We start from the raw sequence: 25,982 nt of genomic DNA on the forward strand, positions 1-25,982 counted from the left end.
AGTTACAAGCTCCGAGCTGCAAGTGGACGGCTTGCAGCTTGGCGCTTAAAGCTTGTAGCTGCGAAGCCGTTGATCGTGCTAGTTTAATGTCAATTTTTCGTATACGTGGGCAAAACGCCTGTCAGAACATAGAGTTGGCGCCACGTTTTAAAGCGGTTTGCACAATGTAAACCCCTTATTTTTCAGCATTTTTTATAGAGGCACGGGATTACATGGAAATCGGTCTGCGCGAGTGGCTGATCGTCATCGGCATCATTGTGATAGCCGGTATTCTTTTCGATGGCTGGCGCCGTATGCGCGGCGGCAAGGGAAAACTGAAATTCCGTCTTGACCGAAGTCTGTCCAACCTGCCGGACGAGGACAGCAGCGCCGAGCTGCTGGGCCCGGCCCGCGTACTGGACACGCACAAGGAACCGCAACTGGACGAGCACGATCTGCCGTCGGTGAGCATGCCGGCCCGTGAAGCACGCGAGCCGCGCGAATCCGGCTCGAAACGTGGCAAGCGTGGCAGCAACGGCCCGGCACAGGGCGATCTGAACCTTGATCTCGATCTGGACGGTGGCCCGAGCTTCAACAGCCGTGACGACGATTTCGCTGAAGACAGCAAGCCCTCGCCGGCCGTGGCCGACAAGGATCAGCCGCAAGCCGAAGAAGTCCTGGTCATCAGCGTGATCTGCCGCGATCCAGCCGGCTTCAAAGGCCCGGCGCTGTTGCAGAACATCCTCGAAAGCGGTCTGCGTTTCGGCGAAATGGATATTTTCCATCGTCACGAAAGCATGGCTGGCAACGGTGAAGTGCTGTTCTCCATGGCCAATGCGGTCAAACCGGGCATTTTCGATCTGGACGACATCGACCATTTCAGCACCCCGGCGGTGAGCTTCTTCCTCGGCCTGCCAGGCCCGCGTCATCCGAAGCAAGCCTTCGACGTGATGGTGGCCGCAGCCCGCAAGCTGTCTCAGGAACTCAATGGCGAATTGAAAGATGACCAGCGCAGCGTTCTGACCGCGCAGACCATCGAGCACTACCGCCAGCGCATCGTCGAATTCGAGCGCCGTGCCCTGACCCAGAAGCGTTGATACAAAAGGTTGTTCCTGTTTAACGGGACGATCGGCAGAATGATTGAGCAGCCTCGGCTGCTCTTTTGCTTTATGAGAGAACACCATGACCGCCGCGAAAAACCGCATCCTCGAGCTGCGCGCTGAACTCGACCAGCACAACTACCGCTACCACGTTCTCGACGAGCCGAGCATTCCGGACGCCGAGTACGACCGGTTGTTCCACGAGCTCAAGGCGCTGGAAGCGGCCAACCCGGAACTGATCACCAGCGACTCGCCGACCCAGCGTGTCGGCAGCGTGGCGCTTACCGCGTTCACTCAGGTGCGGCATGAAGTGCCGATGCTCAGCCTCGGCAACGCCTTCGAAGAAACCGACATGCGCGAGTTCGATCGCCGCGTGACCGAAGGTCTGGACTTGCCTGTGGGCGATCTGTTCGGCGGCGGGGCGGCCGTGGAATACAGCTGCGAGCCAAAACTCGATGGCCTGGCGGTCAGCCTGCTGTATCAGGACGGTGTGCTGGTGCGGGGCGCCACGCGCGGCGACGGCACCACCGGTGAAGACATCAGCGTCAACGTGCGCACCGTGCGCAACATCCCGCTCAAGCTGCATGGCGAAGGCTGGCCGGCGACGCTGGAAGTGCGCGGTGAAGTATTCATGTCCAAGGCTGGCTTCGAGCGGCTCAATGCCTCGCAACTGGAAATCGGCGGCAAGACCTTTGCCAACCCGCGCAACGCCGCGGCCGGTAGCCTGCGCCAGCTCGATTCGAAGATCACCGCCAACCGGCCGCTGGAATTCTGCTGCTACGGCATCGGCCAGGTTTCGCATGATATTTCCGACACCCACATCGGCAACCTCAAGCAGTTGCAGAAGTGGGGCATGCCGATCAGCCACGAACTCAAACTGGCCAAGGGCATCGATGAATGCCTGGAGTACTACCGCGACATCGGCGCGCGCCGCGACTCGCTGGCCTATGAAATCGATGGCGTGGTGTTCAAGGTCAACAGCATTGCCGACCAGCGCGAACTGGGCTTTCGCGCCCGCGAGCCGCGCTGGGCGATCGCGCACAAATTCCCGGCCATGGAAGAACTCACCGAACTGCTCGACGTGGAATTCCAGGTCGGCCGCACCGGCGCGGTAACGCCAGTGGCGCGCTTGAAACCGGTGAAAGTCGCCGGCGTTACCGTCGCCAATGCCACGCTGCACAACATGGACGAAGTCGCGCGGCTGGGTCTGATGATCGGCGACACGGTGATCATTCGCCGCGCCGGTGATGTGATTCCGCAGGTGGTGCAAGTGGTCACCGAGCGCCGCCCGGAGCACGCGCGCGCAGTGGCGATTCCGCAGAGCTGTCCGGTGTGCGGTTCCCATGTCGAGCGCACGCAACTGATCAAGCGCAGCAAGGGCAAGGAAACCGTCAGCGAAGGCGCGGTATATCGCTGCGTCGGCCGCCTGGCCTGCGGCGCGCAACTCAAGCAGGCGATCATTCACTTCGTCTCGCGCCGGGCCATGGACATCGAAGGGCTGGGCGACAAGAGCGTCGAGCAGTTGGTCGACGAGGGGCTGGTCAATTCACCGGCCGATCTGTACGCGCTGAAGTTCGACGACATCGTCGATCTGGAAGGCTTTGCCGAGGTGTCCAGCAACAAGCTGTTGAAGGCTATTGAAGACAGCAAACAGCCGGGCCTGGCGCGCTTTATCTACGCGCTCGGCATCCCTGATGTTGGCGAGGAGACCGCCAAGGTGCTGGCGCGCTCGCTGGGCTCGCTGGAACGGGTACAACAGGCTTTGCCGCAAGTGCTGACCTACCTGCCGGACGTCGGTCTGGAAGTGGCGCACGAGATTCACAGTTTCTTTGAAGATGCGCATAACCAGCAGGTCATCAGCGAGCTGCTTGGCCACGGTTTGCAGATTCAGGATCAGGGCGAACTGGGCGCCGAGTTCGCCGCGAGCACCACGCTGGGTGGGTTTCTCGACAAGCTGCATATTCCTTCGGTGGGCCCGGGTGGCGCGCAGAAACTCGCCGACAAGTTTGGCTCGCTGGAAGCCGTGATGACCGCCGACTGGCTGGACATGCGCCAGGCCTTGTCGGAGAAACAGGCCAATTCGGTGCGCGAGTTTTTTGCCTTGCCCGAGCATCGGCAGCTGGCCGAGGCGTCGGAAAAACAGCTGCGTGATTTCGGCATGCACTGGCAGAGCGAGAAGAAAGTCGTCGAAGGCTTGCCGTTGTCCGGTGAGACCTGGGTGCTGACCGGCAAGGTCGAATTGATGAGCCGCGATGTCGCCAAAGAGCATCTGGAAAGCCTCGGTGCGAAAGTCGCAGGCTCGGTGTCGGCCAAGACCCATTGCGTGGTCGCCGGCCCCGGTGCTGGCTCGAAACTGACCAAGGCCAATGAGCTGGGCGTGAAGGTCATGGATGAGGAGACGTTTGTCGCTTTCCTCAAAACCCATGGTATTTCCTTGTGACCTTTTTCTCACACCCCCTCAACTGATCGTTCCCACGCTCCGCGTGGTAACGCATCCCGTGACGCTCTGCGTCACAGCGGACGCGGAGCGTCCGGGGCGGCATTCCCACGCGGAGCGTGGGAACGATCAGTCGAGAAGGCGTGGGAACGATCAGGTGTAGGAGTACAGCGATGCGCGGGAACGATCTTCGCGCCAGGATGATCTAGTCTTGGCCAGTCCCAGGGAGAGATCGCCATGCACCGCTTCTTCGAGCAGCTCAGTTCCCGCATCATCGCGCCGTTCATGGCCGGGTCTTCACGCAACAGCAAAATCTGGCCGTGCCGCTGCGGCCAGTCCTTGTTCTTTCGCAACAGTCAGTGCCTGGCCTGCAACGCCATGCTTGGCTATCAACCCGAAGAAAGCCGCCTGACCTCGCTGCAACCGGGGCCGCAGGCCGGCACGTGGACGCTGGACGCCGATCCCGACGCCGGACTGTTTCGCCGCTGCGCCAACCTTGATACAGCCGCCGCATGCAACTGGCTGCTGCCGGCCAACGATCACGACAGCCTGTGCATCGCCTGCAGTCTCAATCGCACCATTCCCGACCTGTCCGTCCCGGAGAACCCGGAGCGCTGGCGCAAAGTCGAAATCGCCAAACGCCGCCTCGTCGCGCAGCTGATCACCCTCGGCCTGCCGGTTATCCCCAAAAGTGTCTATGAAGAAACCGGGCTGGCCTTCGATTTCATCGGTATTGACCTTGAAGGCAACGCGCCAATGACCGGCCACGCCAACGGCCTGATCACCCTCGACATCAAGGAAGCCGACGACGCCCACCGCGAGCAGGTGAGGGCGCAGATGCACGAACCTTATCGCACGCTGCTCGGGCATTTTCGCCACGAAGTCGGCCACTACTACTGGGATCGCCTGATCGCCAACGGCCCGTGGCTCGACGCGTTCCGCAGTCTGTTCGGCGACGAGCGCGCCAGTTACGCCGAAGCGCTCGACCGGCATTACCAGCAGGGCGCCCCGCTGGACTGGCCGCAGCATTACGTCAGCGCCTACGCGACCATGCACCCGTGGGAAGACTGGGCGGAAACCTGGGCGCATTACCTGCACATGATGGACGCCGTGGACACCGCGCTGGGCTTTGGCATGAGCGCGCGAGAAATGGACTTCGACTACCAGCCGTTTCCACCCAGCACGCTTTACGATCCCGAGCATCCCGGAGGCGCGGCGTTCCTGTCATTCGTCAACGCGTGGATCGAACTGGCCGGCATGCTCAACGAATTGTCCCGCAGCATGGGTCAGCCGGATTTTTACCCGTTCGTCCTGCCGGCGCCGGCGATTGCCAAGCTGCACTTCATTCATCTGGTCATTCAGCAGGCCGGCGGCAAGGCCGACGAGGTGCTTCAGGCGCAATAGCAAGTGCTTGAGCCCCTTGATATTTTTAATCTGCAACCAGGGTTGTAACTTCGTCTCAGACAGGTACAATGGCGCGGCTCGCCGACAGGCAAGCGTCGTTATGGTGACCCCATCGGTCCCCCCGCAACGATTACCCGTGAACCTGGTCAGAGCCGGAAGGCAGCAGCCACAGCGGGAACATTGTGTGCCGGGGTGTGGCTGGTGGGGTTGCCACCTTAACGAACAATCGAACGCTTCAACCACAACTGCATGGGGTTCACCCACTGCGGTTTTTTTGTGTCTGTGATTTATCAAACCGACACAAATCCCTGTAGGAGTGAGCCTGCTCGCGATAGCGGTGTCTCAGTCGACATAGATGTGTCTGACACACTGCTATCGCGAGCAGGCTCACTCCTACCGGGTTTATCGGGTGGACTCGGGATGACCGGTATACAGCCGGATAATCTCCTCAATCTCCCCCGATATCTTCATCCGCAGCAACGTGCGTAATATCCGTTGCACCGGCACGCTCGGATCGTTCCTCACGTAACAGCCCACCTCCTGCTCCTGCAACACCGCCACCGCTTGCAGTTGCTCCGCCGACAGCAGGCGTTGATTGAACCAGTCCAGTGTCCACTGGTTGCTCACGGCATAGCGATAACGCCCGGCCAGCAGTTTTTCCAGCACTTGTTCCTGATTGCGCGCGTCCTCGCGTTGCAGTTGATCGGCCTCGAACAGTGATTGCAGGGTCGGGTAGGTGTAACCGCGCACCGTGCCGATGGTTTGGCGGGGCAGGAGGGCGGGATCGATGGTCGGGGCGTGGTCCTTTCGGCTGATCAGCAAGTCGCGCTGGAACAGCAGCGGCACGCTCCACAGGTAGTCGCCGGACTGATTCGGCAGCCACGACTGGGCGGCATAGCAGCGCACATCGATCTCGCCATTTTCCATGGCGCTTTGCACGCGGGCGCGGGGCAGCACGATGAATTCGGCCGGCGCGCCGACCTGCGTCGCCAGGCTGAGCATCAGGTCGAAGAGGATGCCTTGGGTCGGGCGGTTGCGTTCAAGTTGCACCATCGGCATCGCCCAGCTGTCGGACACCGCAAAGCGCAGCGGCGGTCCGGCTGCCGTCGCACTCAGGCTGATCCCCAACAATGCCCCCATGGCCCACCGCATAAACGCTCCGGTAATTCCCGATCCCGAGCCGATAAAAGCCTCTGCTGATGGAGCTTAGCCATTTTAGGCGCGGACACCGGATGCAATTTTGCCCTTGCTCCGCTAGCATTAGCCGCTTCAGCTTCCTTCGTTGCGACGGTTTTCGATGAGTTATCAGGTTCTTGCACGTAAATGGCGTCCGCGCTCGTTCCGCGAAATGGTCGGCCAGACCCATGTGCTCAAGGCTCTGATCAATGCCTTGGACAGCCAGCGGCTGCACCATGCGTACCTGTTTACCGGGACGCGCGGGGTGGGCAAGACCACCATTGCGCGGATCATTGCCAAATGCCTGAACTGTGAAACAGGTATCACCTCCAGCCCGTGCGGCGAATGCTCGGTGTGCCGGGAAATCGATGAGGGCCGTTTCGTCGACCTGATCGAGATCGACGCCGCCAGCCGCACCAAGGTCGAAGACACCCGCGAGCTGCTCGACAACGTGCAGTACGCGCCGAGCCGTGGGCGCTTCAAGGTCTACCTGATCGACGAAGTGCACATGCTCTCCAGCCATTCCTTCAATGCGCTGTTGAAAACCCTCGAAGAGCCGCCGCCGTACGTCAAGTTCATCCTGGCGACCACCGATCCGCAGAAACTTCCGGCAACGATTCTCTCGCGCTGCCTGCAGTTCTCGCTGAAGAACATGACGCCCGAGCGCGTGGTCGAGCATTTGACCCACGTCCTCAGCGCCGAGAACGTGCCGTTCGAAGACGATGCACTGTGGCTGCTCGGTCGCGCCGCTGACGGTTCGATGCGTGACGCCATGAGCCTGACCGATCAGGCCATCGCCTTCGGTGAAGGCAAGGTCCTCGCCACCGACGTGCGGGCGATGCTCGGCACCCTGGATCACGGCCAGGTCTTTGACGTCCTGCATTCGTTGATCGAAGGCGATGCCAAGGCCTTGCTTGAGGCCGTGCGGCATCTGGCCGAGCAGGGCCCGGACTGGAACGGTGTGCTTTCGGAAATTCTCAACGTGTTGCACCGTGTCGCCATCGCCCAGGCGTTGCCCGAAGGCGTCGACAACGGCCATGGCGACCGTGACCGCGTATTGGCGCTGGCCCAGGCGTTGCCGGCCGAAGACGTGCAGTTCTATTACCAGATGGGCCTGATCGGTCGCCGCGACTTGCCGCTGGCGCCGGACCCGCGCGGTGGTTTCGAGATGGTTCTGCTGCGGATGCTGGCGTTCCGACCGGCCGACACGGCGGACGCCCCGAGGCAACCGCTAAAGCCAGTGGGGATCAGCCAAGCCACAGTTGATTCCGCAAACGCCGTGGCTGCCGCGCCCAAGCCTGCGCCGGTGGTCGCCGCGGCCATTGCGCCAGCCCCGACGCCAGTGGCTGCACCTGCACCTGCACCGGCCGCCGCGCCCGCGCCAGTTGCAGCCGCTGAACCGGTCCCCGTGGCAGAGCCTGAGCGCCTGGCCATCGAAGCAGTGGTTGATCTGCCGTGGAACGACCCGGTAGAAACCGAGGCTGAACCTGCGCCAGCGCAGCAACCTGCCGTCGAGCCGGTGCTGGAAACCGCCGCCGAGCAACCCGAGTTGCCGCCGATGCCGCTGCCGACCCCGGACAGCATCGTCCCGGACGCGCCGGAGTGGGCCGCTGCGCCGATTCCCGAGCCGTCGGTTGCTGACGTCGATGCCGCCACGCCGGGCATTGATCTGGATGACGAGCCGCCGCTGGACGAGGACTACATCGAGCCGGACATGGATTCGGCCTACAGCTACCTCGACGAGCTGGCCAGCGAACACGCCGCCGACCCCGAACCGGAACCCGAGCCTGAACCGGCTGCGGCCCCGGCCACGGGTCTGGCTGCGCAATGGCTGGAGCTGTTCCCGAAACTGCCGATTTCCGGCATGACCGGCAGCATCGCCGCCAACTGCACGCTGATCGCGGTGGACGGCGACCACTGGCTGATGCACCTCGATCCGGCGCACAGCGCGCTGTTCAACGCCACTCAGCAACGGCGTCTCAACGATGCGCTGAACCAGTTCCACGGACGCACGCTGAGCCTGACCATCGAGCTGATCAAGCCTGAGCAGGAAACCCCGGCCCAGGCGGCCTCACGGCGCCGTGCCAACCGTCAGCGCGAGGCGGAGGAGTCGATCCACGGCGATCCGTTCATCCAGCAGATGGTTCAGCAGTTCGGCGCGGTGGTGCGACACGATACTATTGAACCTGTCGACGCCTTGGTCACCCAAGGCTAATAACTGAAGGTGCCCGGCCAACATCGCCGGGCGCTGTTTTGATCCAAGTACATTCGAGGTGATTACCATGATGAAAGGTGGCATGGCCGGCCTGATGAAGCAGGCGCAGCAGATGCAGGAAAAAATGGCCAAGATGCAGGAAGAACTGGCCAACGCCGAAGTCATCGGCAAGGCCGGCGGCGATATGGTCACCGTGGTGATGACCGGCCGTCATGACGTCAAAAAGGTATGGGTTGATCCGAAGTTGGTTCCAGGGTTGGACGATTTCGATAAAGAAACGCTGGAAGACATCATCGCAGCCGCCGTCAATGACGCCGTGCGTCAGATCGAAAAAAACAGCCAGGATAAAATGGGCAACATGACCGCCGGCATGAACCTGCCAGCGGGTATGAAACTGCCATTCTGATTCGCCAACCGGCGGCAGATGAGCTACACAAAATGCCAGGCATTGCGCCTGGCATTTTTGTTTCTGCCTTTGAAGGTGGGGCGCCAGTTGCACCGCCATCGCGAGCAGGCTCACTCCTACATTTGAAATGCGTAGCCCTGTGGGAGCTAGCCTGCTAGCGATTGAAATCACCACGGTCTTGGCTGAATAAACATCGAACCGCCTCATGCCGCAACGGTCTGCTCCCTATACCGCCGAATTCCAATTCACAGGAGACGCTGACATGTCCGACCCTCTCACCCTCAACCAACGCTTCGTCCTCGCCTCGCGCCCGACGGGTGCGCCGACGCCAGAGAATTTCCGTCTGGAGCGCGAAGCGTTGCCGGATCTCGAAGACGGTCAAGTGCTGCTGAAAACCCTGTACCTGTCGCTCGATCCGTACATGCGCGGGCGCATGAGTGATGCTCCGTCCTACGCCGCGCCAGTGCAGATTGGCGAAGTGATGACCGGCGGCGCGGTCAGCCGGGTCGAGGATTCGCGTCATCCGAAGTTCCACGAGGGCGATCTGGTGGTCGGCGCGACCGGTTGGCAAAGCCACAGCATCAGCGACGGCCGTAACATCATCCCGATCCCCGCTGGCCTGCCGAGTCCGTCGATGGCCCTCGGTGTGCTCGGCATGCCGGGAATGACCGCGTACATGGGTCTGATGGACATCGGCCAGCCGAGAGAAGGCGAGACCCTGGTGGTCGCCGCTGCTTCCGGTGCGGTCGGTTCGGTGGTCGGCCAGGTGGCGAAGATCAAAGGCCTGCGCGTGGTCGGTGTGGCCGGCGGTGCCGAGAAGTGCCAATACGTGGTCGATGAACTCGGTTTCGACGCGTGCATCGACCACAAGGCTGACGATTTCGCCGAGCAATTGGCCAAGGCGTGCCCCGAGGGCATCGATATTTATTTCGAGAACGTCGGCGGCCATGTTTTCGATGCGGTGGTGCCATTGCTCAATCCCAAGGCGCGGATTCCGTTGTGCGGCCTGATTGCCGGGTACAACGCCTCGGAAGCGCCGAAAGGCCCGGATCGCCTGCCAATGTTGCAACGCACGTTGCTGACCAAGCGCGTGCGCATTCAGGGCTTTATCGTCTTCGACGACTACGGTGACCGCCAGCCGGAATTCATCAGCCACATGGTGCCATGGGTGCGCGATGGCAAGGTCAAATTCCGCGAGGACGTGGTCGAAGGTCTGGAGCAGGCGCCCGAGGCGTTTATCGGTCTGCTGGAAGGGCGCAACTTCGGCAAACTGGTGGTGAAGGTCGCCGAGGACTGAGCATTTGACGCTGGCCGGAGGCGCGGGTATAAACCGCGTCTCGTTGTTTTGTCGGACTTTTCCCCATGAGCTTCAGCCCTTTGATTCGCCAACTGATCGACGCCTTGCGCACCTTGCCCGGCGTCGGTCAGAAAACCGCCCAGCGCATGGCGTTGCAGATGCTCGAGCGCGATCGCAGCGGCGGTGTGCGTCTGGCCCAGGCGCTGAGTCAGGCCATGGAAGGCGTTGGTCACTGCCGGCAATGCCGCACGCTGACCGAAGACGATCTGTGCCCGCAATGCGCCGATAACCGCCGCGACGACACGCTGTTGTGCGTGGTGGAAGGGCCAATGGATGTTTACGCGGTCGAGCAGACCGGTTTCCGTGGGCGTTATTTCGTACTCAAGGGGCATTTGTCGCCGCTCGACGGGCTCGGGCCTGAGGCGATCGGCATTCCGCAGTTGATGGCGCGGATCGAAGAGGCGGGCACGTTTACCGAAGTCATCCTCGCGACCAACCCGACGGTGGAAGGTGAAGCGACCGCGCATTACATCGCGCAACTGTTGCAGCACAAAGGCCTGATCGCCTCGCGCATCGCTCACGGCGTGCCGTTGGGTGGTGAACTGGAACTGGTCGATGGCGGCACGCTGGCGCATTCGTTTGCCGGGCGTAAGCCGATTTCCCTCTGACTGTGTATCGCCTGTTCCGGCCTCATCGCGAGCAGGCTCACTCCTACATTTGGAATGCGTTCCCCTGTAGGAGTGAGCCTGCTCGCGATAAGGGCAACCCGGTTTAACTGACGCCACACAATTGTGTTGAAAACCAAGCAAGCGCTCGGTTAAGTTCGGCGAACCCCTCTGCGGAATTCGCCCATGCCTGCCTTCCAGGAATACTTCGACCCCAGCCATCAATTGGTCCGCGACAGCGTCCGGCGATTTGTCGAGCGCGAGATTCTACCGGCGGTTGACCAATGGGAAGAAGCCGAAAGTTTCCCGCGTGAGCTGTACCTGAAGGCCGGCGCGGCGGGCATCCTTGGCATCGGTTATCCCGAAGCCCTCGGTGGTAGCCATGCGGGCGATCTGTTTGCCAAGGTCGCTGCCAGTGAGGAGTTGATGCGCTGCGGCTCTGGCGGGCTGGTGGCGGGGTTGGGTTCGCTGGACATCGGCTTGCCGCCGATCGTCAAATGGGCGCGGCCTGAAGTGCGTGATCGCGTGGTGCCGCAGGTCCTTGGCGGCGAGAAGATCAGCGCCCTGGCGGTGACCGAACCCGGCGGCGGTTCCGACGTTGCCAACCTGCAGACCCGCGCCGTGCGCGACGGCGATTGCTATCGCGTCAGTGGCAGCAAAACCTTTATTACCAGTGGCGTGCGCGCCGATTTCTACACCGTCGCAGTGCGCACCGGTGCACCGGGTTTCGGCGGTATTAGCCTGCTGCTGATCGAGAAGGGCACGCCGGGTTTCACCGTCGGCCGCTCGTTGAAGAAAATGGGCTGGTGGGCGTCGGACACCGCCGAGCTGTTCTTCGACGACTGCCGCGTACCTGTCGGCAACCTGATCGGCGCCGAGAACATGGGCTTCGCCTGCATCATGGGCAACTTCCAGAGCGAACGCCTGGCGCTGGCGCTGATGGCTAACATGACCTCGCAACTTGCGCTGGAGCAGAGCCTGAAATGGGCACGCGAGCGTGAGGCCTTTGGCAAACCGATCGGCAAGTTTCAAGTGATCAAGCATCGCCTCGCCGAAATGGCCACGGCGCTGGAAGTATCGCGGGAATTCACTTATCGGCAAGCGGCGAAGATGGCCGCGGGGCAGAGCGTGATCAAGGAAATTTCCATGGCGAAGAACTTTGCCACGGACACCTCAGACCGGATCACCACCGAAGCGGTGCAGATTCTCGGCGGGCTCGGTTACATGCGTGAAAGTCTGGTGGAGCGGCTGTATCGGGATAACCGCATACTGTCGATTGGCGGCGGGACGCGGGAAGTGATGAACGAGATCATCAGCAAGCAGATGGGGCTCTGATTTTGCAGTGGAGCGGCTGGCCTCATCGCTAGCAGGGCTAGCTCCCACAGGGATTGTGAACGACCCGGATCCAGTGTGGGAGCTAGCCTGCTAGCGATGACGGCCTCAAGGGCGCTGCTTATTTATCGGTCAAGGCAAACTGCGTCAGGCAGAACGTCGGAATGCCCATGTCCTGCAGACGCTGCGAGCCTTGCAGCTCCGGCAAGTCGATGATCGCTGCGGCTTCATGCACCCGTGCGCCCATGCGGCGGATCAGGTTGGCAGCGGCGATCAGTGTGCCGCCGGTGGCGATCAGGTCATCGAACATCACCACCGAATCGCCTTCGCACAGGCTGTCGGCATGCACTTCCAGAAACGCCTCGCCGTATTCGGTGGCGTAGCCTTCGGCGAGCACGTCCGCCGGCAGTTTGCCTTGCTTGCGGAACAGCACCAGCGGCTTGTTCAGTTGATAGGCCAATACCGAACCGATCAGGAAACCACGGGCATCCATCGCACCGATATGGGTGAAGTCGGCTTCGACATAGCGGTGGGCGAAGCTGTCCATCACCAGGCGCAGCGCGGTCGGCGACTGGAACAGCGGGGTGATGTCGCGAAAGATCACGCCCGGCTTCGGGAAGTCGATCACAGGGCGGATAAGGGATTTGATGTCGAAGGAGTCGAAGACCATCGTCGAGGTGTCCTGGCAGGGCTGCAAACGGCGCAGTATACCCGCGGCTGAAACGATTCGCTCAACCGCGGGTCGTGATCAGCCTACTCAGCCTTCGATCGAACCGCCGGCCAGCGCGCACAGCTGGATCGGGTCGAGGATGTGAATTTCCTTGCCCTCGGCGGCGATCAGCTCGTTCTGCTGGAAACGCGTGAACACCCGCGATACGGTTTCCACCGCCAGGCCCAGATAGTTACCGATTTCATTGCGCGACATGCTCAGGCGGAACTGGTTGGCCGAAAAGCCGCGGGCGCGGAAGCGTGCGGACAGGTTGACCAGAAACGTGGCGATGCGCTCGTCGGCGGTTTTTTTCGACAGCAGCAACATCATTTGCTGGTCGTCGCGGATTTCCCGGCTCATCACCCGCATCAGCTGACGGCGCAGCTGGGGCAGTTGCAGGGCCAGTTCGTCGAGACGTTCGAAAGGGATTTCGCAGACCGAGGTGGTTTCCAGTGCCTGGGCGGACACCGGATGTTTCTCGGTATCCATGCCGGACAGGCCGACCAGTTCGCTCGGCAGGTGAAAGCCGGTCAATTGCTCTTCGCCGCTGTCGCTGAGGCTGAAGGTCTTGAGGGCGCCGGAGCGTACTGCATAAACGGAATCGAACGTGTCGCCCTGGCGGAACAGGAATTCACCCTTTTTCAACGGGCGACCGCGTTTAACGATTTCGTCCAGCGCATCCATGTCTTCCAGATTCAGCGAGAGTGGCAGACACAGCGGGGCCAGGCTGCAATCCTTGCAATGGGCCTGGGTGTGAGCGCGCAGTTTGACTGGCTCGGACATTTCTTCAATCCTTGTGGGAAAACACACATAAGACGTAAGGGTAACCCACGCAAGGACATTCAGGCCAGCACGCGACGGCGTAGTCCCACAGACATAAAGCCGCAGCACCTGCGGCCGATAAACAACTATCAACATTCATCCAGGGAAGGTCCCGATGTCCGCCATTGGCACGCTAGGCCCCGGTAACAGCGGCGTTGCTGCCGCGCCGGAGGTAAGCAATCACGACGCTGCGCTCGACCGCGATGGCGACTTGTCAAGCACGGCAACCCCGACCTTGGTCGAGGGCGTCAAAGTGTCGCTGTCCGGCGCGGCCATCGCCAAATCCGCTGCGGTCGGCGGCGAGAACAGCGACATCGACAACAGCGGCCTGCCGGAGAACATCCAGCAGTTGCTGAAAATGATTCGCAAAATACAAAAAGAGATCATCGAGAAGAAAGCGCGCATGGCAGCGGTCATGTCCGACAGAAAGCTTTCCGCTGAGGAAAAGATCAACAAGCTCGCCGCACTGCGCGGTGCCATTGCCGCGCTCAACAGCGGCCTGATCACCGCCAACCTCGCCTTGTCGAAAGTGATGAACCAGTCGGCGTTGAATCCTGATCAGAATCTCAAGGTCGGCTCCTTGCTGACCAAGCCTTAGATCACCCGCGAGAAACGCTGGCGGTTCTGCTGCTCCAGGTACGCATCGAAGACCATGCACACCGAGCGCACCAGCAATCGGCCAGCCGGCAACACCTCGATGCATTCGCGCTCGAGTCTGAGCAGGCCATCTTCGGCCATGCCTTGCAACTGCGGCCACAGCGCTCCGAAATAGCCCTGAAAATCGATGTTGAACTGCTGCTCGATTTCAGCGAATTGGAGTTCGAAATTGCAGATCAGCTGCTGAATCACCGCGCGACGCAAGCGATCGTCGGCGTTGCATATCAGGCCGCGACTGGTCGCCAGTTGCGCGCTGACGAGGCTGTTCTGATAGGCGTTGAGGTCGCTGCTGTTCTGGCAGTACAGATCGCCAATCTGGCTGATCGCCGACACGCCCAGACCCACCAGGTCGCAATGGCCGTGGGTGGTGTAACCCTGGAAATTGCGTTGCAGGGTGTGTTCTTCCTGAGCGATCGCCAGTTCATCATCGGGCAGGGCGAAGTGGTCCATGCCGATGTAGCGGTAACCGGCGGCGGTCAGTTGCTCGATGCTGCGCTGCAGCATCTCCAGCTTCTGCGCGGGGCTCGGTAATTCACTGCTGTTGATCCGCCGTTGCGGCATGAAGCGCTCCGGCAAATGCGCGTAGTTGAACACCGAGAGGCGATCCGGTTGCAGGCTGATCACTTCATCGACAGTGCGCGAAAAGTTGTCCGGCGTCTGCTTCGGCAAGCCGTAGATCAGGTCAATATTGATCGAGCGAAATTGCAGGGTTCGCGCCGCATCGATCACCGCGCGCGTCTCTTCCAGACTTTGCAGGCGATTGACCGCGCGCTGTACCGCCGGATCAAGGTCTTGCAGGCCAATGCTGACCCGGTTGAAACCCAGTTCACGCAGCAGGCCCATGGTCGACCAGTCGGCCTCGCGCGGGTCGATTTCGATGCCGTAATCGCCGGAGTCATCATCGAGCAGATTGAAATGCTTGCGCAGGTGCGCCATCAGTTGGCGCAGTTCGTCGTGGCTGAGAAAGGTCGGCGTGCCGCCACCGAAATGCAGTTGCTCGACTTTTTGCGCCGGGTCGAGGTGGCAGGCGATCAACTGGATTTCCTGCTCGAGACGTTGCAGATACGGCTGCGCGCGGCCGCGATCCTTGGTGATGACCTTGTTGCAGGCGCAGTAGTAGCAAATGTTCGCGCAGAACGGCACATGCACATACAGCGACAACGGCCGCTGCGCCTTGCGGCTGTCGCGCAGGGCATGGAACAGGTCGAAGGTGCCGACCTGACCGTGAAATTGCACGGCGGTCGGGTACGAGGTGTAGCGCGGCCCCGCCAGATCGTAACGGCGGATCAGATCAGAGTCCCAACGAATGGCGTCGAGCATGCGGGCATTCCCCCGGGATAGGCTGGCAGTGTGGCGAGTCTATCGGGGTGCCTGGTGTGGCATGTTGATTTGCATCAACGGGGGGCGCCTGACTCTGGTTTTACGGTGGATTCGCCCCTCACCCCAGCCCTCTCCCGAGGGAGAGGGAGCCGATTTTTGGGCTTTTCAGAGTCTGAATTCGGCTCGATATCGGAGGCGGGCGTATTTCGCCCAAACAACTCGGTCAGCTCCCTCTCCCGAGGGAAAGGGGCCGATTTGTAGGCTGTTCAAACTTTGATTCGGCTCGGTATTTCAAGTCGGCGTATCTTGCCCAAACAACTCACCCTAGCCCTCTCCCTCCGGGAGAGGGCTAGGGTGAGGGGCTTTTGATGTTTCATGCGCTATAGCCGAGCTAGCGCTTATCCTGTTGAACAACGCGGCTTTCAGGTTTGCACCGCGGCGAATTATTCTTGTGGGAGCGAGCTTGCTCGCGAAGGCCGCGCCGCCGGTTTAATGACCCATAAGCCAATGTTGATGCGGACCGGGCAATGTCCACAAACCAAACAGAATCACCAGCAAACCGCCGGCCATGCGCACGCTGCGTTTGCGCAGGATCGCGGTGACCCGTTCAGCCGCCAGCCCGGTGGCCAGCAGCACCGGCCAGGTGCCGAGGCCAAACGCAAGCATCAGAAGCGCACTGTCCAGCGCATTACCTTGACTCGCCGACCACAACAACGTGCTGTAAACCAGTCCGCACGGCAGCCAGCCCCACAGCGCACCGAGCAGCAAGGCACGCGGCAAACTGGACACCGGAAGCAAACGGTTCGCCACCGGTTGAATGAAGCGCCACAAACCACGCCCGAGCGCTTCGATACGGGTCAGCCCGCTCCACCAACCGGCCAGGTACAAACCCATGGCGATCAGCAGCAGCCCCGCCAGCACGCGCATGAACAGCGCCGCCGGGCTATTGGCGACGGCCCAGCCGGCCAGACCAATGAGCAATCCCGCCGTGGCGTAACTGAGAATCCGCCCGACGTTGTACGCCAGCAACAGGCGAAAGCGCCGGCTGCGTTGCTCCTTGGGGATCGCCAGGGTCAGCGCGCCCATCAGACCGCCGCACATGCCCAGGCAATGGCCGCCACCGAGCAGGCCGAGGATCAGCGCCGAGACCAGCAGGGGCGCCAGTTCAAGCATGGGGTGGTGCCTTGCCGTCCGGTTTGCCGGCGTTGGCTTCGTCCACCGCGGCGGTGTGGTTGGGGTCCTGATCGTCAAAGAGGATGCTGTGGGCCGGGCCGTCGAGGTCGTCGTACTGGCCGCTGTCCACCGCCCAGAAGAAGATGTACACGGCGATGGCGACGATCAGCAAGGCAGCGGGAATCATCACGTAGAGAGCTGGCATCGGTAACTCCAGGCCCGCGCGGCTCAGGCCGGCAGCGGGCGGGTGTGGGTCGGGCTGCCGGCGGCCGGCGCGCTCGGCAGGCGAGTCAGGCGCAGGGCGTTGAGCACCACGGTCAGCGAACTGATCGACATGCCGACCGCCGCCCACACCGGAGTGATCCAGCCGAGGGCGGCGAACGGCAACATGAGGCCATTGTACAGCGCCGCCCACAGCAGGTTTTCGATGATTACCCGGCGCGTGCGTCGCGCCAGCGTGAAAGCTTGCACCAGAGCGTCGAGGCGATTGGACAGCAACACCGCATCGGCGCTGGTTTTCGCCAGATCGGTGGCCGAGCCCATCGCCACGCTGATGTCCGCCGCCGCCAGCACCGGCACGTCGTTGACGCCGTCGCCGAGCATCAGCACCTTGCGTCCTTCCTTGTGCAGTTGTTGCAGCACTTGCAGCTTGTCGTCCGGGCGCAAACTGCCGCGCGCCTCGTCAATGCCCAGTTCGGCGGCGACGCTGGCGACCATCGGCGAGCTGTCGCCGGACAGCAGCAGCGTGCGCCAGCCGCGCGCCTTGCACGCGGCGAGCAGGGCGGGGGCATCGTCGCGCAAGCGATCGTCGAGCACCAGCCACGCCAACGGGCCGCTTTCATCGCCAAGCAGTAACCATTGGCCTGGCTCATTCGGCATTGCCGGCACACTCGCACCGCTCAGCTCACACACGAAATCTGCCTGACCAATGCGCAAGCGCTGCCCGCCCACCGAACCTTCGAGACCCAGTCCCGGCGTGCTGTGCACTTCATCAGCGGCCAACGGCGCACGGCCGAAGGCGCGGGCGATCGGGTGTTCGGAGCGGTTTTCCAGCGCAGCGGCGAGGCTCAGGCATTGCTCGCTGTCGAGCGCACCGAGAGGGCGGATCGAGCGCAGCACCAGGCGACCTTCGGTGAGGGTGCCGGTTTTGTCGAAAATCACCGTGTCGATCTGGTTCAAGCCTTCCAGCACATGCCCGCGGGTCAGCAGCAAGCCGAGTTTGTGCAAGGTGCCGGTGGCGGCGGTGAGGGCGGTCGGCGTCGCCAGCGACAGTGCGCAAGGGCAGGTCGCAACCAGCATCGCAAGAACGATCCAGAACGCCCGCGACGCATCCAGTTGCCACCACAGCAGGCCGATGGCGGCAGCGGCGATCAGCGACAGCAGCAGGAACCATTGCGCGGCGCGGTCGGCGATTTCTGCCAGTCGCGGTTTCTCGGCCTGGGCGCGGTCGAGCAGGCGCACGATCGCTGACAGGCGCGTGTCGTGTCCCAACGCCTGAACTTCCACGGTCAACGCGCCTTCGACATTCAGCGTGCCGGCGGTGACGGCATCGCCCTGCGCGCGCGGTTGCGGCAGGTATTCGCCGGTCAGCAGCGATTCGTCGATACTCGACTGGCCGTCGATGATCTTGCCGTCCGCCGGCAAGACCGAGCCGGGCTGCACCAGAATCCGCTCGCCGACGCGCAGTTCGCTGAGCAGAATGCGCTCGCTCTGGCCGTTGGCATCCAGCCGCAAGCACGAGGCCGGCAGCAAGTTGACCAGTTGCGCGGTGGCGGCCGCGGTGCGATCGCGGGCGCGCCGTTCCAGGTAGCGACCGGCGAGCAGGAATAGCGCAAACATGCCGACCGCATCGAAATACAACTCGCCGACGCCGGTGATCGCCGTCCAGATCCCGGCGACGTATGCACTGCCGATCGCCAGTGAAACCGAAACGTCCATGGTCAGGTGGCGCGTGCGCAGATCGCGCATCGCCCCTTTGAAAAACGGCGCGCAGCTGTAGAACACAATCGGCGTGGTCAGAAACAGCGCGACCCAGCGCAGGATCGTGTGCAGCTCGGGGCTGAGGTCGATGTTGAATTCCGGCCAGGTCGCCATGGTCGCCATCATCGCCTGAAACCACAGCAGCCCGGCGACGCCGAGCTGGCGCAGGGCACGGCGGTTTTCGCTGGCCAGTTGTTCGCTGGCGCGGTCGGCCTGATAGGGGTGCGCGGCGTAGCCGATGTGCCGCAGTTCAGCGAGGATCTGGCTCAGCGGTAATTGCGCGTCGGCCCAACGCACGTGCAGGCGATGGTTGGACAGGTTCAATCGCGCTTCGGCGACGGCGGGCAGGGTGCGCAGGTGTTTCTCGATCAGCCAGCCGCAGGCGGCGCAACTGATGCCTTCCATCAACAGCGTGGTTTCGGCCAGTTCACCTTCGTGGCGCACGAACGGTTGCTGGACGTCCGCGCGGTCGTACAGCGCCAGTTCGTCGGTCAATTGCACCGGCAGTGCTTCGGGGTTGGCCGAGGCTTCGCTGCGGTGTTGGTAATAGCTGTCCAGGCCACCCGCGACGATGGCCTCGGCCACGGCCTGACAGCCCGGGCAACAGAATTCGCGCGGTTGCCCGAGGACGACGGCGGTGAAGCGGCTGCCGGAGGGGACGGGCAGGGCGCAGTGGTAGCAGGGGAGTGGGCTGGTCATGGCATCGTTGAGGGGGTAAGCCCTTGCATTGGGTGTGTCCGCTTGCCCTCACCCCAGCCCTCCCGAAACGTCGGACCGCCCGGAGGGAGAGGGAGCCGATTGGTGTGAGCTGAAAAAGCGGTGTCAGTCGCCGACATTGCTATGGTCATGCGCAAAATCCTGAGGCGTCGGAGATCAGTCCCCTCTCCCTCCGGGAGAGGGTTAGGGTGAGGGGCTTTTGACCTTGACTCACTTTTTCAGGTCTTCCGCACCCTGCAACGGCTCATCGCCCAGCAGCAGTTCCTTGTCATGGCTGACCAGTTCTTCCTCGAACATGCGCCACACGTGCTCATCCTGGCTGCCCAGCAGCTCGACAAAGCGGCGGCCTTCAACCTTGTCGTTCAACTGACCGATGTAACGCCCGGTCTCGCTCTCGCTGCGGGTCAGGACAATCTTGCGATCCTTTTCCGGCTGCGTTGGCGAAATCAGATTCAACTCCAGCGTCTTCGGCTGACTGTCGCCACTCAAGCGCAAATCGACTTCACCGGTGACATCGTCCAGCTGCACCGCTGCGCGCATCTTCAGGGTTTGCGCCAGCAGTTCACGGTCCAGCGAACGGTTGATGCCTTTGCCGGCCTCGTAATAGTTGTCGTTGACCAGGTTATCCGGGTTGTTCACCGCAATCGTCACCATCGACAAGGTCAGCGCCACCGAGCAGGCCAGAATGCCGATGATGATCCACGGCCAGAGGTGCTTGTACCAAGGACTTGCAGCGTTTGCGGCAGACATAATGCAGTTCTCTCAACGAATTTGCGGGCCGATGAATCGGCTCTTGGCTTCAATGTGGACGCTGTTGTCATCGGCATCCTTGAGGATGAATTTCACCTCGTTGGTGCTCGACGGCAGTTGTTCCGGTGCGCTCGACAACTCGACCGGCATGCTGACGATATCGCCGGCAGCCACCTTGATCTCGCGCTTGCCTTGCAGGCGCAGGTCCGGCAGACCTTCGGCGTGCAGCACGTAGGTGTGATCGCGCTGATCCTTGTTCATGATTTTCAGGCTGTAGACGTTTTCGATCCGGCCTTCGGCGTTTTCGCGGTACAGCACGCGGTCCTTGCTGACGTCGAAACCGACCAGCGAACGCATGAAGAACGCCGTGACCAGCAGGCTGATCATCGCCAGCAGCACCACGGCGTACCCGATCAGACGTGGCCGCAGTTTATGGGTTTTCTGCCCGGACAGGTTGTGTTCGGTGGTGTAGCTGATCAGCCCGCGCGGGTAATCCATCTTGTCCATGATGCTGTCGCAGGCATCGATGCACGCGGCGCAGCCGATGCACTCGATCTGCAGGCCGTCGCGAATGTCGATGCCGGTCGGGCAGACCTGCACGCACATCGTGCAGTCGATGCAATCGCCCAGGCCCAGCGCCTTGTAATCGATGCCTTTCTTGCGCGGGCCACGGCTTTCGCCACGGCGCGGGTCGTAGGAAACGATCAGTGTGTCTTTGTCGAACATCACGCTCTGGAAGCGCGCATACGGGCACATGTAGATGCACACCTGCTCGCGCAACCAACCCGCGTTGCCGTAAGTGGCGAGGGTGAAGAAACCGACCCAGAAGTACGACCAGCCATCGGCTTGGCCAGTGAAGAACTCGACGACCAGTTCGCGGATCGGCGAGAAGTAACCGACAAAGGTCATGCCAGTGACAAAACCGATCAGCAACCACAGCGCGTGCTTGGCCGCTTTGCGCAGGAACTTGTTGGCGCTCATCGGCGCCTTGTCGAGTTTGATCCGCTGGTTGCGGTCGCCTTCGGTGACCTTTTCGCACCACATGAAAATCCACGTCCACACACTCTGCGGGCAGGTGTAACCGCACCAGACCCGCCCGGCATACACGGTGATGAAGAACAGGCCGAACGCGGCAATGATCAACAGGCCCGACAGCAAGATGAAATCCTGGGGCCAGAACGTCGCGCCAAAAATGAAGAACTTGCGCTCCGGCAGATTCCACCAAACGGCCTGATGACCGCCCCAGTTCAGCCACACCGTGCCGAAATACAACAGGAACAGCGCTGCACCGCCGAGCATCCGCAGATTGCGGAACAGGCCGGTGAAGGCGCGGGTGTAGATTTTTTCTCGTGAGGCGTAAAGATCGACGCTGTTGTTCGGGTTTTTGCTCGGTGGTGTGACGTCGTGTACCGGAATCTGGTTGCTCATCGTTGCATCCCACGGCAGTGGAAAAATGCCCCGGTCGATACGTGCCAACCGAGGTCAAAAAGGGCTGTTGCAGTGGCGCGATGATACGCCTGTCGCTCTGGCTCAAGGGTGCGACCTTTGGTCGCGTTGGGGAAAAAACCTGAATGGTGTAGCGAATGCAGCAAAGCATGACGCGGATCAATTGACTTGTTGAGTATGGACGGTTTTGCTGCACTGGCTAATGAGCGGTTTTCAAAGGGCTTGGCGGTGCGCAGCGGCCGACCCTGATATTACCGTTCAATGCATCGATAATTTATAACGACGCGCGCGGGTTTGAACTCGATTTCAGTTGCCTGGGGCATGACCAGCAGGTCGACAATGCTGGGAGAGGGCAGTTGGTTTCCGGCGCGTCCCGGACCAGGCAGCCTGCCGCCGCCGAGGCCGTCCAGACCGCCACCGTTACCTGGATTTTCAGAGGCGTTTTGGGTATTTGCATGCGCGCGCGGCGCCTGCGTTTTCGCTGACCTGAATTGATGATCAGGGCAGGGTTGGAAGCGTTTGGGCATTGTCCTTTCGTGCATGTCGGTTTCATCCTTGGAGATCAGTCCGATGCGGTTTATCGGCGTGAAAAAAACCTACAGGGCACCGCTGCACCGGTCCATAAACCAAATGTCTCAAAGCGTGAATGCCAGCATGAAAAAGGCCCCGCCAATCGAAACTGGCGGGGCCTTTTTTGTATCGAGCGTCGGCCTTATTCCGCGTTCGCCTCCGGTGCTTTTTCACCGTGGGACAGGCTGTAAACATACGCTGCGAGCAGGTGCACCTTGTCGTTGCCTTGCAGTTGCTCCTGCGCCGGCATCTGGCCCTGGCGGCCGTAACGGATAGTCTGCTGCAGTTGCGCGAAGCTTGAACCGTAGATGAATGCGCCCGGATGGGTCAGGTCAGGCGCGCCCATGGCCGGGGTGCCTTTACCGGCAGGACCGTGGCAGGCCACGCAGTTGGCCGCGAACAGTTTCTGCCCGTTGGCCGGGTCGGCCTTGGTGCCTTCCGGCAGTTTGCGGCCATCGAGGTTGGTCACGACATACGCTGCCACGTCGGCCACGCCTTGCTCGCCGATGACTTCGGCCCAGGCCGGCATCACCGCGTGGCGACCGCCCATGATGGTGGTCTTGATGGTTTCCGGCTCGCCGCCCCAGCGCCAGTCGGCGTCGGTCAGGTTGGGAAAGCCATAGGCGCCCTTGGCGTCGGAACCGTGGCACACCGAGCAGTTGGAGGCGAACAACCGGCCGCCCATCTTCAGTGCTTGCGGGTCCTTGGCGACTTCTTCGATCGGCATCGCCGCGAACTTGGCGAAGATCGGGCCGAAGCGGGCGTCCGAACGGGCCATTTCCTTTTCCCATTCGTGTACGCCAGTCCAGCCGGTCTGGCCGTTGGCGAACGCGGTCTGCTTCTCGTTATCCAGATAGTTGTAGCCCGGCAGCAGACCTTTCCAGTTACCCAGACTTGGATACAGCACCAGGTAGCCCAAGGCGAAAATGATCGTACCGACGAACAGCATGAACCACCATTTCGGCAGCGGGTTGTCGTACTCCTCGATCCCGTCGAAGGAGTGGCCGACCGTCTCGTCCGTCTGTTCGCTGCGCTGGCCCTTGCGGGTCGACAGCAACAGCCAGGTCAGGGCGAAGATCGTACCGAGACTGAGGACTGTGACGTACAGACTCCAGAACGTAGTCATTCTTTGTTACTCCTAGAAGCTTGCTCGACGTGCTTGATGGCTTCGGGATCATCCGCAAAAGGCAACAAGGTCGCGTCGTCAAACTCCGACTTGCGCTTGGGGCTGAACACCCACAACGCCAGACCGATGAAGGCCACCATCACGACAACGGTGCCCAGGCCGCGAATCATCCCGATATCCATCAGATTCACCGTTTGCTTTTGATGATGGTGCCCAGGCCTTGCAGATAGGCCACCAGCGCGTCCATTTCGGTTTTGCCCTTCACCGCATCCTGTGCGCCGGCGATGTCTTCGTCGGTGTAAGGGACGCCGAGGGTGCGCAACACTTCCATTTTCTTCGCGGTTTCCTTGCCGTCGAGCTTGTTCTCCACGAGGAAGGGGTACGCCGGCATTTTCGACTCGGGCACCACGTTGCGCGGGTTGTACAAGTGCGCACGTTGCCAGTCATCGGAGTAACGACCGCCGACTCGGGCCAGGTCCGGGCCGGTACGTTTGGAACCCCACAGGAACGGGTGGTCCCAGACGCTTTCACCGGCAACCGAATAGTGGCCATAGCGTTCGGTTTCAGCGCGGAACGGACGGATCATCTGCGAGTGGCAGCCGACACAACCGTTGGCGATGTAGACGTCGCGGCCTTCCAGTTCCAGCGCCGAGCGTGGCTTCATGCCCTCGACCGGCTTGTTGGTGACGTCCTGGAAGAACAGCGGAACAATTTGGGTCAGGCCACCGACGCTGACGGCGATGACCATGAAGAAGGCCAGCAGGCCAATATTCTTCTCGACAGCTTCATGCTTCATCAGTGAGCTCCAACGACGGCAATCTTGGCGGCGGCTTCGGCTTCAACCGGATCCGACGCGCGTACGGTGCGGTACACGTTGTAAGCCATCAGCAGCATGCCGCTGGCAAAGAACGCCCCGCCCAGCGCACGGACGATGAAGCCCGGGTGGCTGGCCTGCAGCGCTTCGACGAACGAGTAGGTGAGGGTGCCGTCATCGTTGATTGCACGCCACATCAGGCCCTGGGTGATGCCGTTGACCCACATCGAGGCGATGTAGAGCACGGTGCCGATGGTGGCGAGCCAGAAGTGCGCGTTGATCAGACCGGTGCTGTGCATCTGCGCACGACCGAACAGTTTTGGAATCATGTGGTAGATCGCGCCGATCGAGATCATGGCGACCCAGCCGAGAGCTCCGGCGTGTACATGGCCGATGGTCCAGTCGGTGTAGTGCGACAGCGAGTTGACCGTCTTGATCGCCATCATCGGCCCTTCGAAGGTCGACATGCCGTAGAACGCCAGCGATACCACGAGGAAACGCAGGATCGGGTCGGTGCGCAATTTATGCCAGGCGCCCGAGAGGGTCATCATGCCGTTGATCATGCCGCCCCAGCTTGGCGCCAGGAGAATGATCGACATCGCCATGCCCAGCGACTGCGCCCAGTCCGGCAGGGCGGTGTAGTGCAGGTGGTGCGGGCCGGCCCAGATATACAGGGTGATCAACGCCCAGAAGTGCACGATCGACAGGCGATAGGAGTAGATCGGGCGTTCGGCCTGTTTCGGCACGAAATAGTACATCATCCCGAGGAAACCGGTGGTCAGGAAGAAGCCCACCGCGTTGTGCCCGTACCACCACTGGATCATCGCATCGGTGGCGCCCGAGTAGGCCGAGTACGACTTGAACAGGCTGACCGGCAGCGACATGTGGTTGACGATGTGCAGCATCGCGGTCACGACAATGAACGCGCCGTAGAACCAGTTACCGACATAGATGTGCTTGGTCTTGCGCTTGGTGATGGTGCCGAAGAACACCAGACCGTAGGTGACCCAGACAATCGCCAGCAGAATCGCAATCGGCCATTCCAGCTCGGCGTATTCCTTGGTGGTGGTGTAACCCAGCGGCAAGGTGATGATGGCGCCGACGATCACCGCTTGCCAGCCCCAGAAGGTGAAGGCCGCGAGGCTGTCGGAAATCAGTCGCGTCTGGCAGGTTCGCTGCACGACATAGTAGGAAGTGGCGAACAGTGCACAACCACCGAAGGCAAAAATCACCAGGTTTGTGTGCAACGGGCGCAAGCGTCCAAAGCTCGTCCACGGCAGACCGAAGTTCAGTTCCGGCCAGACCAGTTGCGAGGCGATGAAAACACCGAGCCCCATGCCAAGGATCCCCCAGACCACCGTCATGATGGCGAACTGGCGGACTACCTTATAGTTATAAGCAGTCGGACTGATTGCTGTGCTCATTCTAAGGTTCCACGGTTTGGGTATTTTTATAGGGATAAAATCGGCCGCAAGTATGTATAAAGCAGGGGGTCATTGCAACGCGCCATGACCTGGGTCAATGCTTTCCAACGCTGATTCTGCGGCCTTTCCATGTGCCGCGTAGGGTCAAAAATGACCTCTGCCAAAATGTCGCAGTGGACGAAAAATCTGCGTGGTCCGGATCGCTGTCGACGGCGTCTGTTCCTGCGTCGTATTCGGGAGGATGAAGGGCAATCGGCGCAACAGCCGGTATCCATTGGCGTTGGCGGCGAATCCGTGTGCCGTTTCATCGAACGCATCGCTCAAAATCGATCTGCGACCGCAACGAGCCGGTCCGCTTCGATGAAGCGTAGACCCGAATCCGGGGTTCCGAAAGGAGAGGGTAGGAGGGGTGCGACAAAAAGAAGCAGCTAAGAGCTACAAGCTGCAAGCGACAAGTAAATGC

At 61.3% G+C, this 25,982-nt stretch carries 23 protein-coding genes and 1 other RNA gene; 10 read left to right on the forward strand and 14 right to left on the reverse strand.

Annotated elements, in window-relative coordinates:
- Nucleotides 1–212: 212 nt before the first annotated feature.
- From zipA to ffs, 4 genes are all read left to right on the forward strand, one after another.
- Complete coding sequence (gene zipA / locus BLU52_RS07415; protein WP_090282571.1) at nt 213–1,076, forward strand: cell division protein ZipA; 864 nt, start codon at nt 213–215, stop codon at nt 1,074–1,076.
- Nucleotides 1,077–1,161: 85 nt separating this feature from the next.
- Entirely contained in the window at nt 1,162–3,519 is a 2,358-nt protein-coding gene (gene ligA, locus BLU52_RS07420; protein ID WP_090282572.1) for an NAD-dependent DNA ligase LigA, read from the forward strand.
- A gap of 234 nt (nt 3,520–3,753) precedes the next feature.
- Nucleotides 3,754–4,920 (forward strand): zinc-binding metallopeptidase family protein, encoded by a 1,167-nt coding sequence (locus BLU52_RS07425; RefSeq protein WP_090282573.1) that lies wholly within the window; start codon nt 3,754–3,756, stop codon nt 4,918–4,920.
- Between the two features lie 110 nt (nt 4,921–5,030).
- Nucleotides 5,031–5,127: signal recognition particle sRNA small type (gene ffs, locus BLU52_RS07430), an RNA gene on the forward strand.
- Between the two features lie 195 nt (nt 5,128–5,322).
- Here the strand turns inward: ffs and BLU52_RS07435 are convergent.
- Nucleotides 5,323–6,072: a substrate-binding periplasmic protein gene (locus BLU52_RS07435; RefSeq protein WP_090282574.1), complete on the reverse strand. Its 750-nt coding sequence runs from the start codon at nt 6,070–6,072 to the stop codon at nt 5,323–5,325.
- Between the two features lie 145 nt (nt 6,073–6,217).
- Here BLU52_RS07435 and dnaX point away from each other — a divergent pair, with 145 nt between their 5' ends.
- The 5 genes from dnaX to BLU52_RS07460 all read left to right on the forward strand — a co-directional run bounded on the left by dnaX (nt 6,218) and on the right by BLU52_RS07460 (nt 12,014).
- Nucleotides 6,218–8,311, forward strand: a complete 2,094-nt coding sequence (gene dnaX, locus BLU52_RS07440) for a DNA polymerase III subunit gamma/tau (protein ID WP_090282575.1) — start codon at nt 6,218–6,220, stop codon at nt 8,309–8,311.
- 67 nt (nt 8,312–8,378) lie between these two features.
- On the forward strand, nt 8,379–8,717 hold the full coding sequence (locus tag BLU52_RS07445; RefSeq protein ID WP_090282576.1) for a YbaB/EbfC family nucleoid-associated protein: 339 nt from the start codon (nt 8,379–8,381) through the stop codon (nt 8,715–8,717).
- 262 nt (nt 8,718–8,979) lie between these two features.
- Nucleotides 8,980–10,014 (forward strand): NADP-dependent oxidoreductase, encoded by a 1,035-nt coding sequence (locus BLU52_RS07450; RefSeq protein ID WP_090282577.1) that lies wholly within the window; start codon nt 8,980–8,982, stop codon nt 10,012–10,014.
- A gap of 65 nt (nt 10,015–10,079) precedes the next feature.
- Nucleotides 10,080–10,682 (forward strand): recombination mediator RecR, encoded by a 603-nt coding sequence (recR, locus tag BLU52_RS07455; RefSeq protein ID WP_090282578.1) that lies wholly within the window; start codon nt 10,080–10,082, stop codon nt 10,680–10,682.
- Nucleotides 10,683–10,865: 183 nt separating this feature from the next.
- The gene (locus BLU52_RS07460; RefSeq protein ID WP_090282579.1) at nt 10,866–12,014 is read left to right on the forward strand and encodes an acyl-CoA dehydrogenase family protein; all 1,149 of its coding nucleotides are present in this window, start codon (nt 10,866–10,868) and stop codon (nt 12,012–12,014) included.
- 118 nt (nt 12,015–12,132) lie between these two features.
- On the opposite strand, the gene BLU52_RS07465 is transcribed toward BLU52_RS07460, so the two are convergent.
- On the reverse strand, nt 12,133–12,681 hold the full coding sequence (locus BLU52_RS07465) for an adenine phosphoribosyltransferase (protein WP_024012326.1): 549 nt from the start codon (nt 12,679–12,681) through the stop codon (nt 12,133–12,135).
- Nucleotides 12,682–12,768: 87 nt separating this feature from the next.
- On the reverse strand, nt 12,769–13,503 hold the full coding sequence (gene fnr, locus BLU52_RS07470; protein WP_090282580.1) for a fumarate/nitrate reduction transcriptional regulator Fnr: 735 nt from the start codon (nt 13,501–13,503) through the stop codon (nt 12,769–12,771).
- 154 nt (nt 13,504–13,657) lie between these two features.
- On the opposite strand from fnr, the gene BLU52_RS07475 reads away from it, so the two are divergent.
- On the forward strand, nt 13,658–14,140 hold the full coding sequence (locus tag BLU52_RS07475; protein ID WP_090282581.1) for a hypothetical protein: 483 nt from the start codon (nt 13,658–13,660) through the stop codon (nt 14,138–14,140).
- Here BLU52_RS07475 and hemN read toward each other — a convergent pair.
- The 11 genes from hemN to ccoN all read right to left on the reverse strand — a co-directional run bounded on the left by hemN (nt 14,137) and on the right by ccoN (nt 25,519).
- A complete protein-coding gene (gene hemN / locus BLU52_RS07480) occupies nt 14,137–15,519 on the reverse strand; it encodes an oxygen-independent coproporphyrinogen III oxidase (protein WP_090282582.1) in 1,383 nt (460 codons plus the stop codon). The two genes, BLU52_RS07475 and hemN, sit on opposite strands and share 4 nt — an antisense overlap.
- Nucleotides 15,520–16,008: 489 nt before the next feature.
- Nucleotides 16,009–16,692: a sulfite exporter TauE/SafE family protein gene (locus BLU52_RS07485; protein ID WP_090282583.1), complete on the reverse strand. Its 684-nt coding sequence runs from the start codon at nt 16,690–16,692 to the stop codon at nt 16,009–16,011.
- Nucleotides 16,685–16,897, reverse strand: coding sequence for a cbb3-type cytochrome oxidase assembly protein CcoS (gene ccoS, locus BLU52_RS07490; RefSeq protein ID WP_090282584.1), 213 nt, complete (start codon nt 16,895–16,897; stop codon nt 16,685–16,687). Before ccoS ends, BLU52_RS07485 begins: the two co-directional genes overlap by 8 nt.
- A 23-nt stretch (nt 16,898–16,920) precedes the next feature.
- The gene (locus BLU52_RS07495) at nt 16,921–19,371 is read right to left on the reverse strand and encodes a heavy metal translocating P-type ATPase (protein ID WP_090282585.1); all 2,451 of its coding nucleotides are present in this window, start codon (nt 19,369–19,371) and stop codon (nt 16,921–16,923) included.
- A gap of 228 nt (nt 19,372–19,599) precedes the next feature.
- Complete coding sequence (locus BLU52_RS07500; protein ID WP_090282586.1) at nt 19,600–20,139, reverse strand: FixH family protein; 540 nt, start codon at nt 20,137–20,139, stop codon at nt 19,600–19,602.
- 12 nt (nt 20,140–20,151) lie between these two features.
- A complete protein-coding gene (ccoG, locus tag BLU52_RS07505) occupies nt 20,152–21,567 on the reverse strand; it encodes a cytochrome c oxidase accessory protein CcoG (RefSeq protein WP_090282587.1) in 1,416 nt (471 codons plus the stop codon).
- 269 nt (nt 21,568–21,836) lie between these two features.
- Entirely contained in the window at nt 21,837–22,112 is a 276-nt protein-coding gene (locus BLU52_RS26635; RefSeq protein ID WP_157720681.1) for a hypothetical protein, read from the reverse strand.
- 185 nt (nt 22,113–22,297) lie between these two features.
- Nucleotides 22,298–23,281: a cytochrome-c oxidase, cbb3-type subunit III gene (gene ccoP / locus BLU52_RS07510; RefSeq protein WP_090282588.1), complete on the reverse strand. Its 984-nt coding sequence runs from the start codon at nt 23,279–23,281 to the stop codon at nt 22,298–22,300.
- Entirely contained in the window at nt 23,278–23,463 is a 186-nt protein-coding gene (locus BLU52_RS07515; RefSeq protein ID WP_003183474.1) for a CcoQ/FixQ family Cbb3-type cytochrome c oxidase assembly chaperone, read from the reverse strand. Before BLU52_RS07515 ends, ccoP begins: the two co-directional genes overlap by 4 nt.
- A gap of 5 nt (nt 23,464–23,468) precedes the next feature.
- A complete protein-coding gene (gene ccoO / locus BLU52_RS07520; RefSeq protein ID WP_007917161.1) occupies nt 23,469–24,077 on the reverse strand; it encodes a cytochrome-c oxidase, cbb3-type subunit II in 609 nt (202 codons plus the stop codon).
- Entirely contained in the window at nt 24,077–25,519 is a 1,443-nt protein-coding gene (gene ccoN / locus BLU52_RS07525) for a cytochrome-c oxidase, cbb3-type subunit I (RefSeq protein ID WP_024012334.1), read from the reverse strand. The genes ccoO and ccoN overlap by 1 nt, the downstream gene beginning before the upstream one ends.
- Between the last annotated feature and the right edge of the window lie 463 nt (nt 25,520–25,982).

Source organism: Pseudomonas granadensis, assembly GCF_900105485.1.
GTDB lineage: Bacteria > Pseudomonadota > Gammaproteobacteria > Pseudomonadales > Pseudomonadaceae > Aquipseudomonas > Aquipseudomonas granadensis.

Coding starts and splice junctions, on each gene's coding strand:
- zipA (WP_090282571.1), top strand. CDS start 213: ATGGAAATCGGTCTGCGCGAGTGGCTGATCGTCATCGGCATCATTGTG.
- BLU52_RS07515 (WP_003183474.1), bottom strand. CDS start 23,463: ATGGATATCGGGATGATTCGCGGCCTGGGCACCGTTGTCGTGATGGTG.
- ccoG (WP_090282587.1), bottom strand. CDS start 21,567: ATGAGCAACCAGATTCCGGTACACGACGTCACACCACCGAGCAAAAAC.
- BLU52_RS07445 (WP_090282576.1), top strand. CDS start 8,379: ATGATGAAAGGTGGCATGGCCGGCCTGATGAAGCAGGCGCAGCAGATG.
- ligA (WP_090282572.1), top strand. CDS start 1,162: ATGACCGCCGCGAAAAACCGCATCCTCGAGCTGCGCGCTGAACTCGAC.
- BLU52_RS07425 (WP_090282573.1), top strand. CDS start 3,754: ATGCACCGCTTCTTCGAGCAGCTCAGTTCCCGCATCATCGCGCCGTTC.
- BLU52_RS07465 (WP_024012326.1), bottom strand. CDS start 12,681: ATGGTCTTCGACTCCTTCGACATCAAATCCCTTATCCGCCCTGTGATC.
- BLU52_RS07485 (WP_090282583.1), bottom strand. CDS start 16,692: ATGCTTGAACTGGCGCCCCTGCTGGTCTCGGCGCTGATCCTCGGCCTG.
- recR (WP_090282578.1), top strand. CDS start 10,080: ATGAGCTTCAGCCCTTTGATTCGCCAACTGATCGACGCCTTGCGCACC.
- BLU52_RS07475 (WP_090282581.1), top strand. CDS start 13,658: ATGTCCGCCATTGGCACGCTAGGCCCCGGTAACAGCGGCGTTGCTGCC.
- BLU52_RS07495 (WP_090282585.1), bottom strand. CDS start 19,371: ATGACCAGCCCACTCCCCTGCTACCACTGCGCCCTGCCCGTCCCCTCC.
- hemN (WP_090282582.1), bottom strand. CDS start 15,519: ATGCTCGACGCCATTCGTTGGGACTCTGATCTGATCCGCCGTTACGAT.
- BLU52_RS07435 (WP_090282574.1), bottom strand. CDS start 6,072: ATGCGGTGGGCCATGGGGGCATTGTTGGGGATCAGCCTGAGTGCGACG.
- ccoO (WP_007917161.1), bottom strand. CDS start 24,077: ATGAAGCATGAAGCTGTCGAGAAGAATATTGGCCTGCTGGCCTTCTTC.
- BLU52_RS26635 (WP_157720681.1), bottom strand. CDS start 22,112: ATGCCCAAACGCTTCCAACCCTGCCCTGATCATCAATTCAGGTCAGCG.
- BLU52_RS07450 (WP_090282577.1), top strand. CDS start 8,980: ATGTCCGACCCTCTCACCCTCAACCAACGCTTCGTCCTCGCCTCGCGC.
- fnr (WP_090282580.1), bottom strand. CDS start 13,503: ATGTCCGAGCCAGTCAAACTGCGCGCTCACACCCAGGCCCATTGCAAG.
- dnaX (WP_090282575.1), top strand. CDS start 6,218: ATGAGTTATCAGGTTCTTGCACGTAAATGGCGTCCGCGCTCGTTCCGC.
- ccoS (WP_090282584.1), bottom strand. CDS start 16,897: ATGCCAGCTCTCTACGTGATGATTCCCGCTGCCTTGCTGATCGTCGCC.
- ccoN (WP_024012334.1), bottom strand. CDS start 25,519: ATGAGCACAGCAATCAGTCCGACTGCTTATAACTATAAGGTAGTCCGC.
- ccoP (WP_090282588.1), bottom strand. CDS start 23,281: ATGACTACGTTCTGGAGTCTGTACGTCACAGTCCTCAGTCTCGGTACG.
- BLU52_RS07500 (WP_090282586.1), bottom strand. CDS start 20,139: ATGTCTGCCGCAAACGCTGCAAGTCCTTGGTACAAGCACCTCTGGCCG.
- BLU52_RS07460 (WP_090282579.1), top strand. CDS start 10,866: ATGCCTGCCTTCCAGGAATACTTCGACCCCAGCCATCAATTGGTCCGC.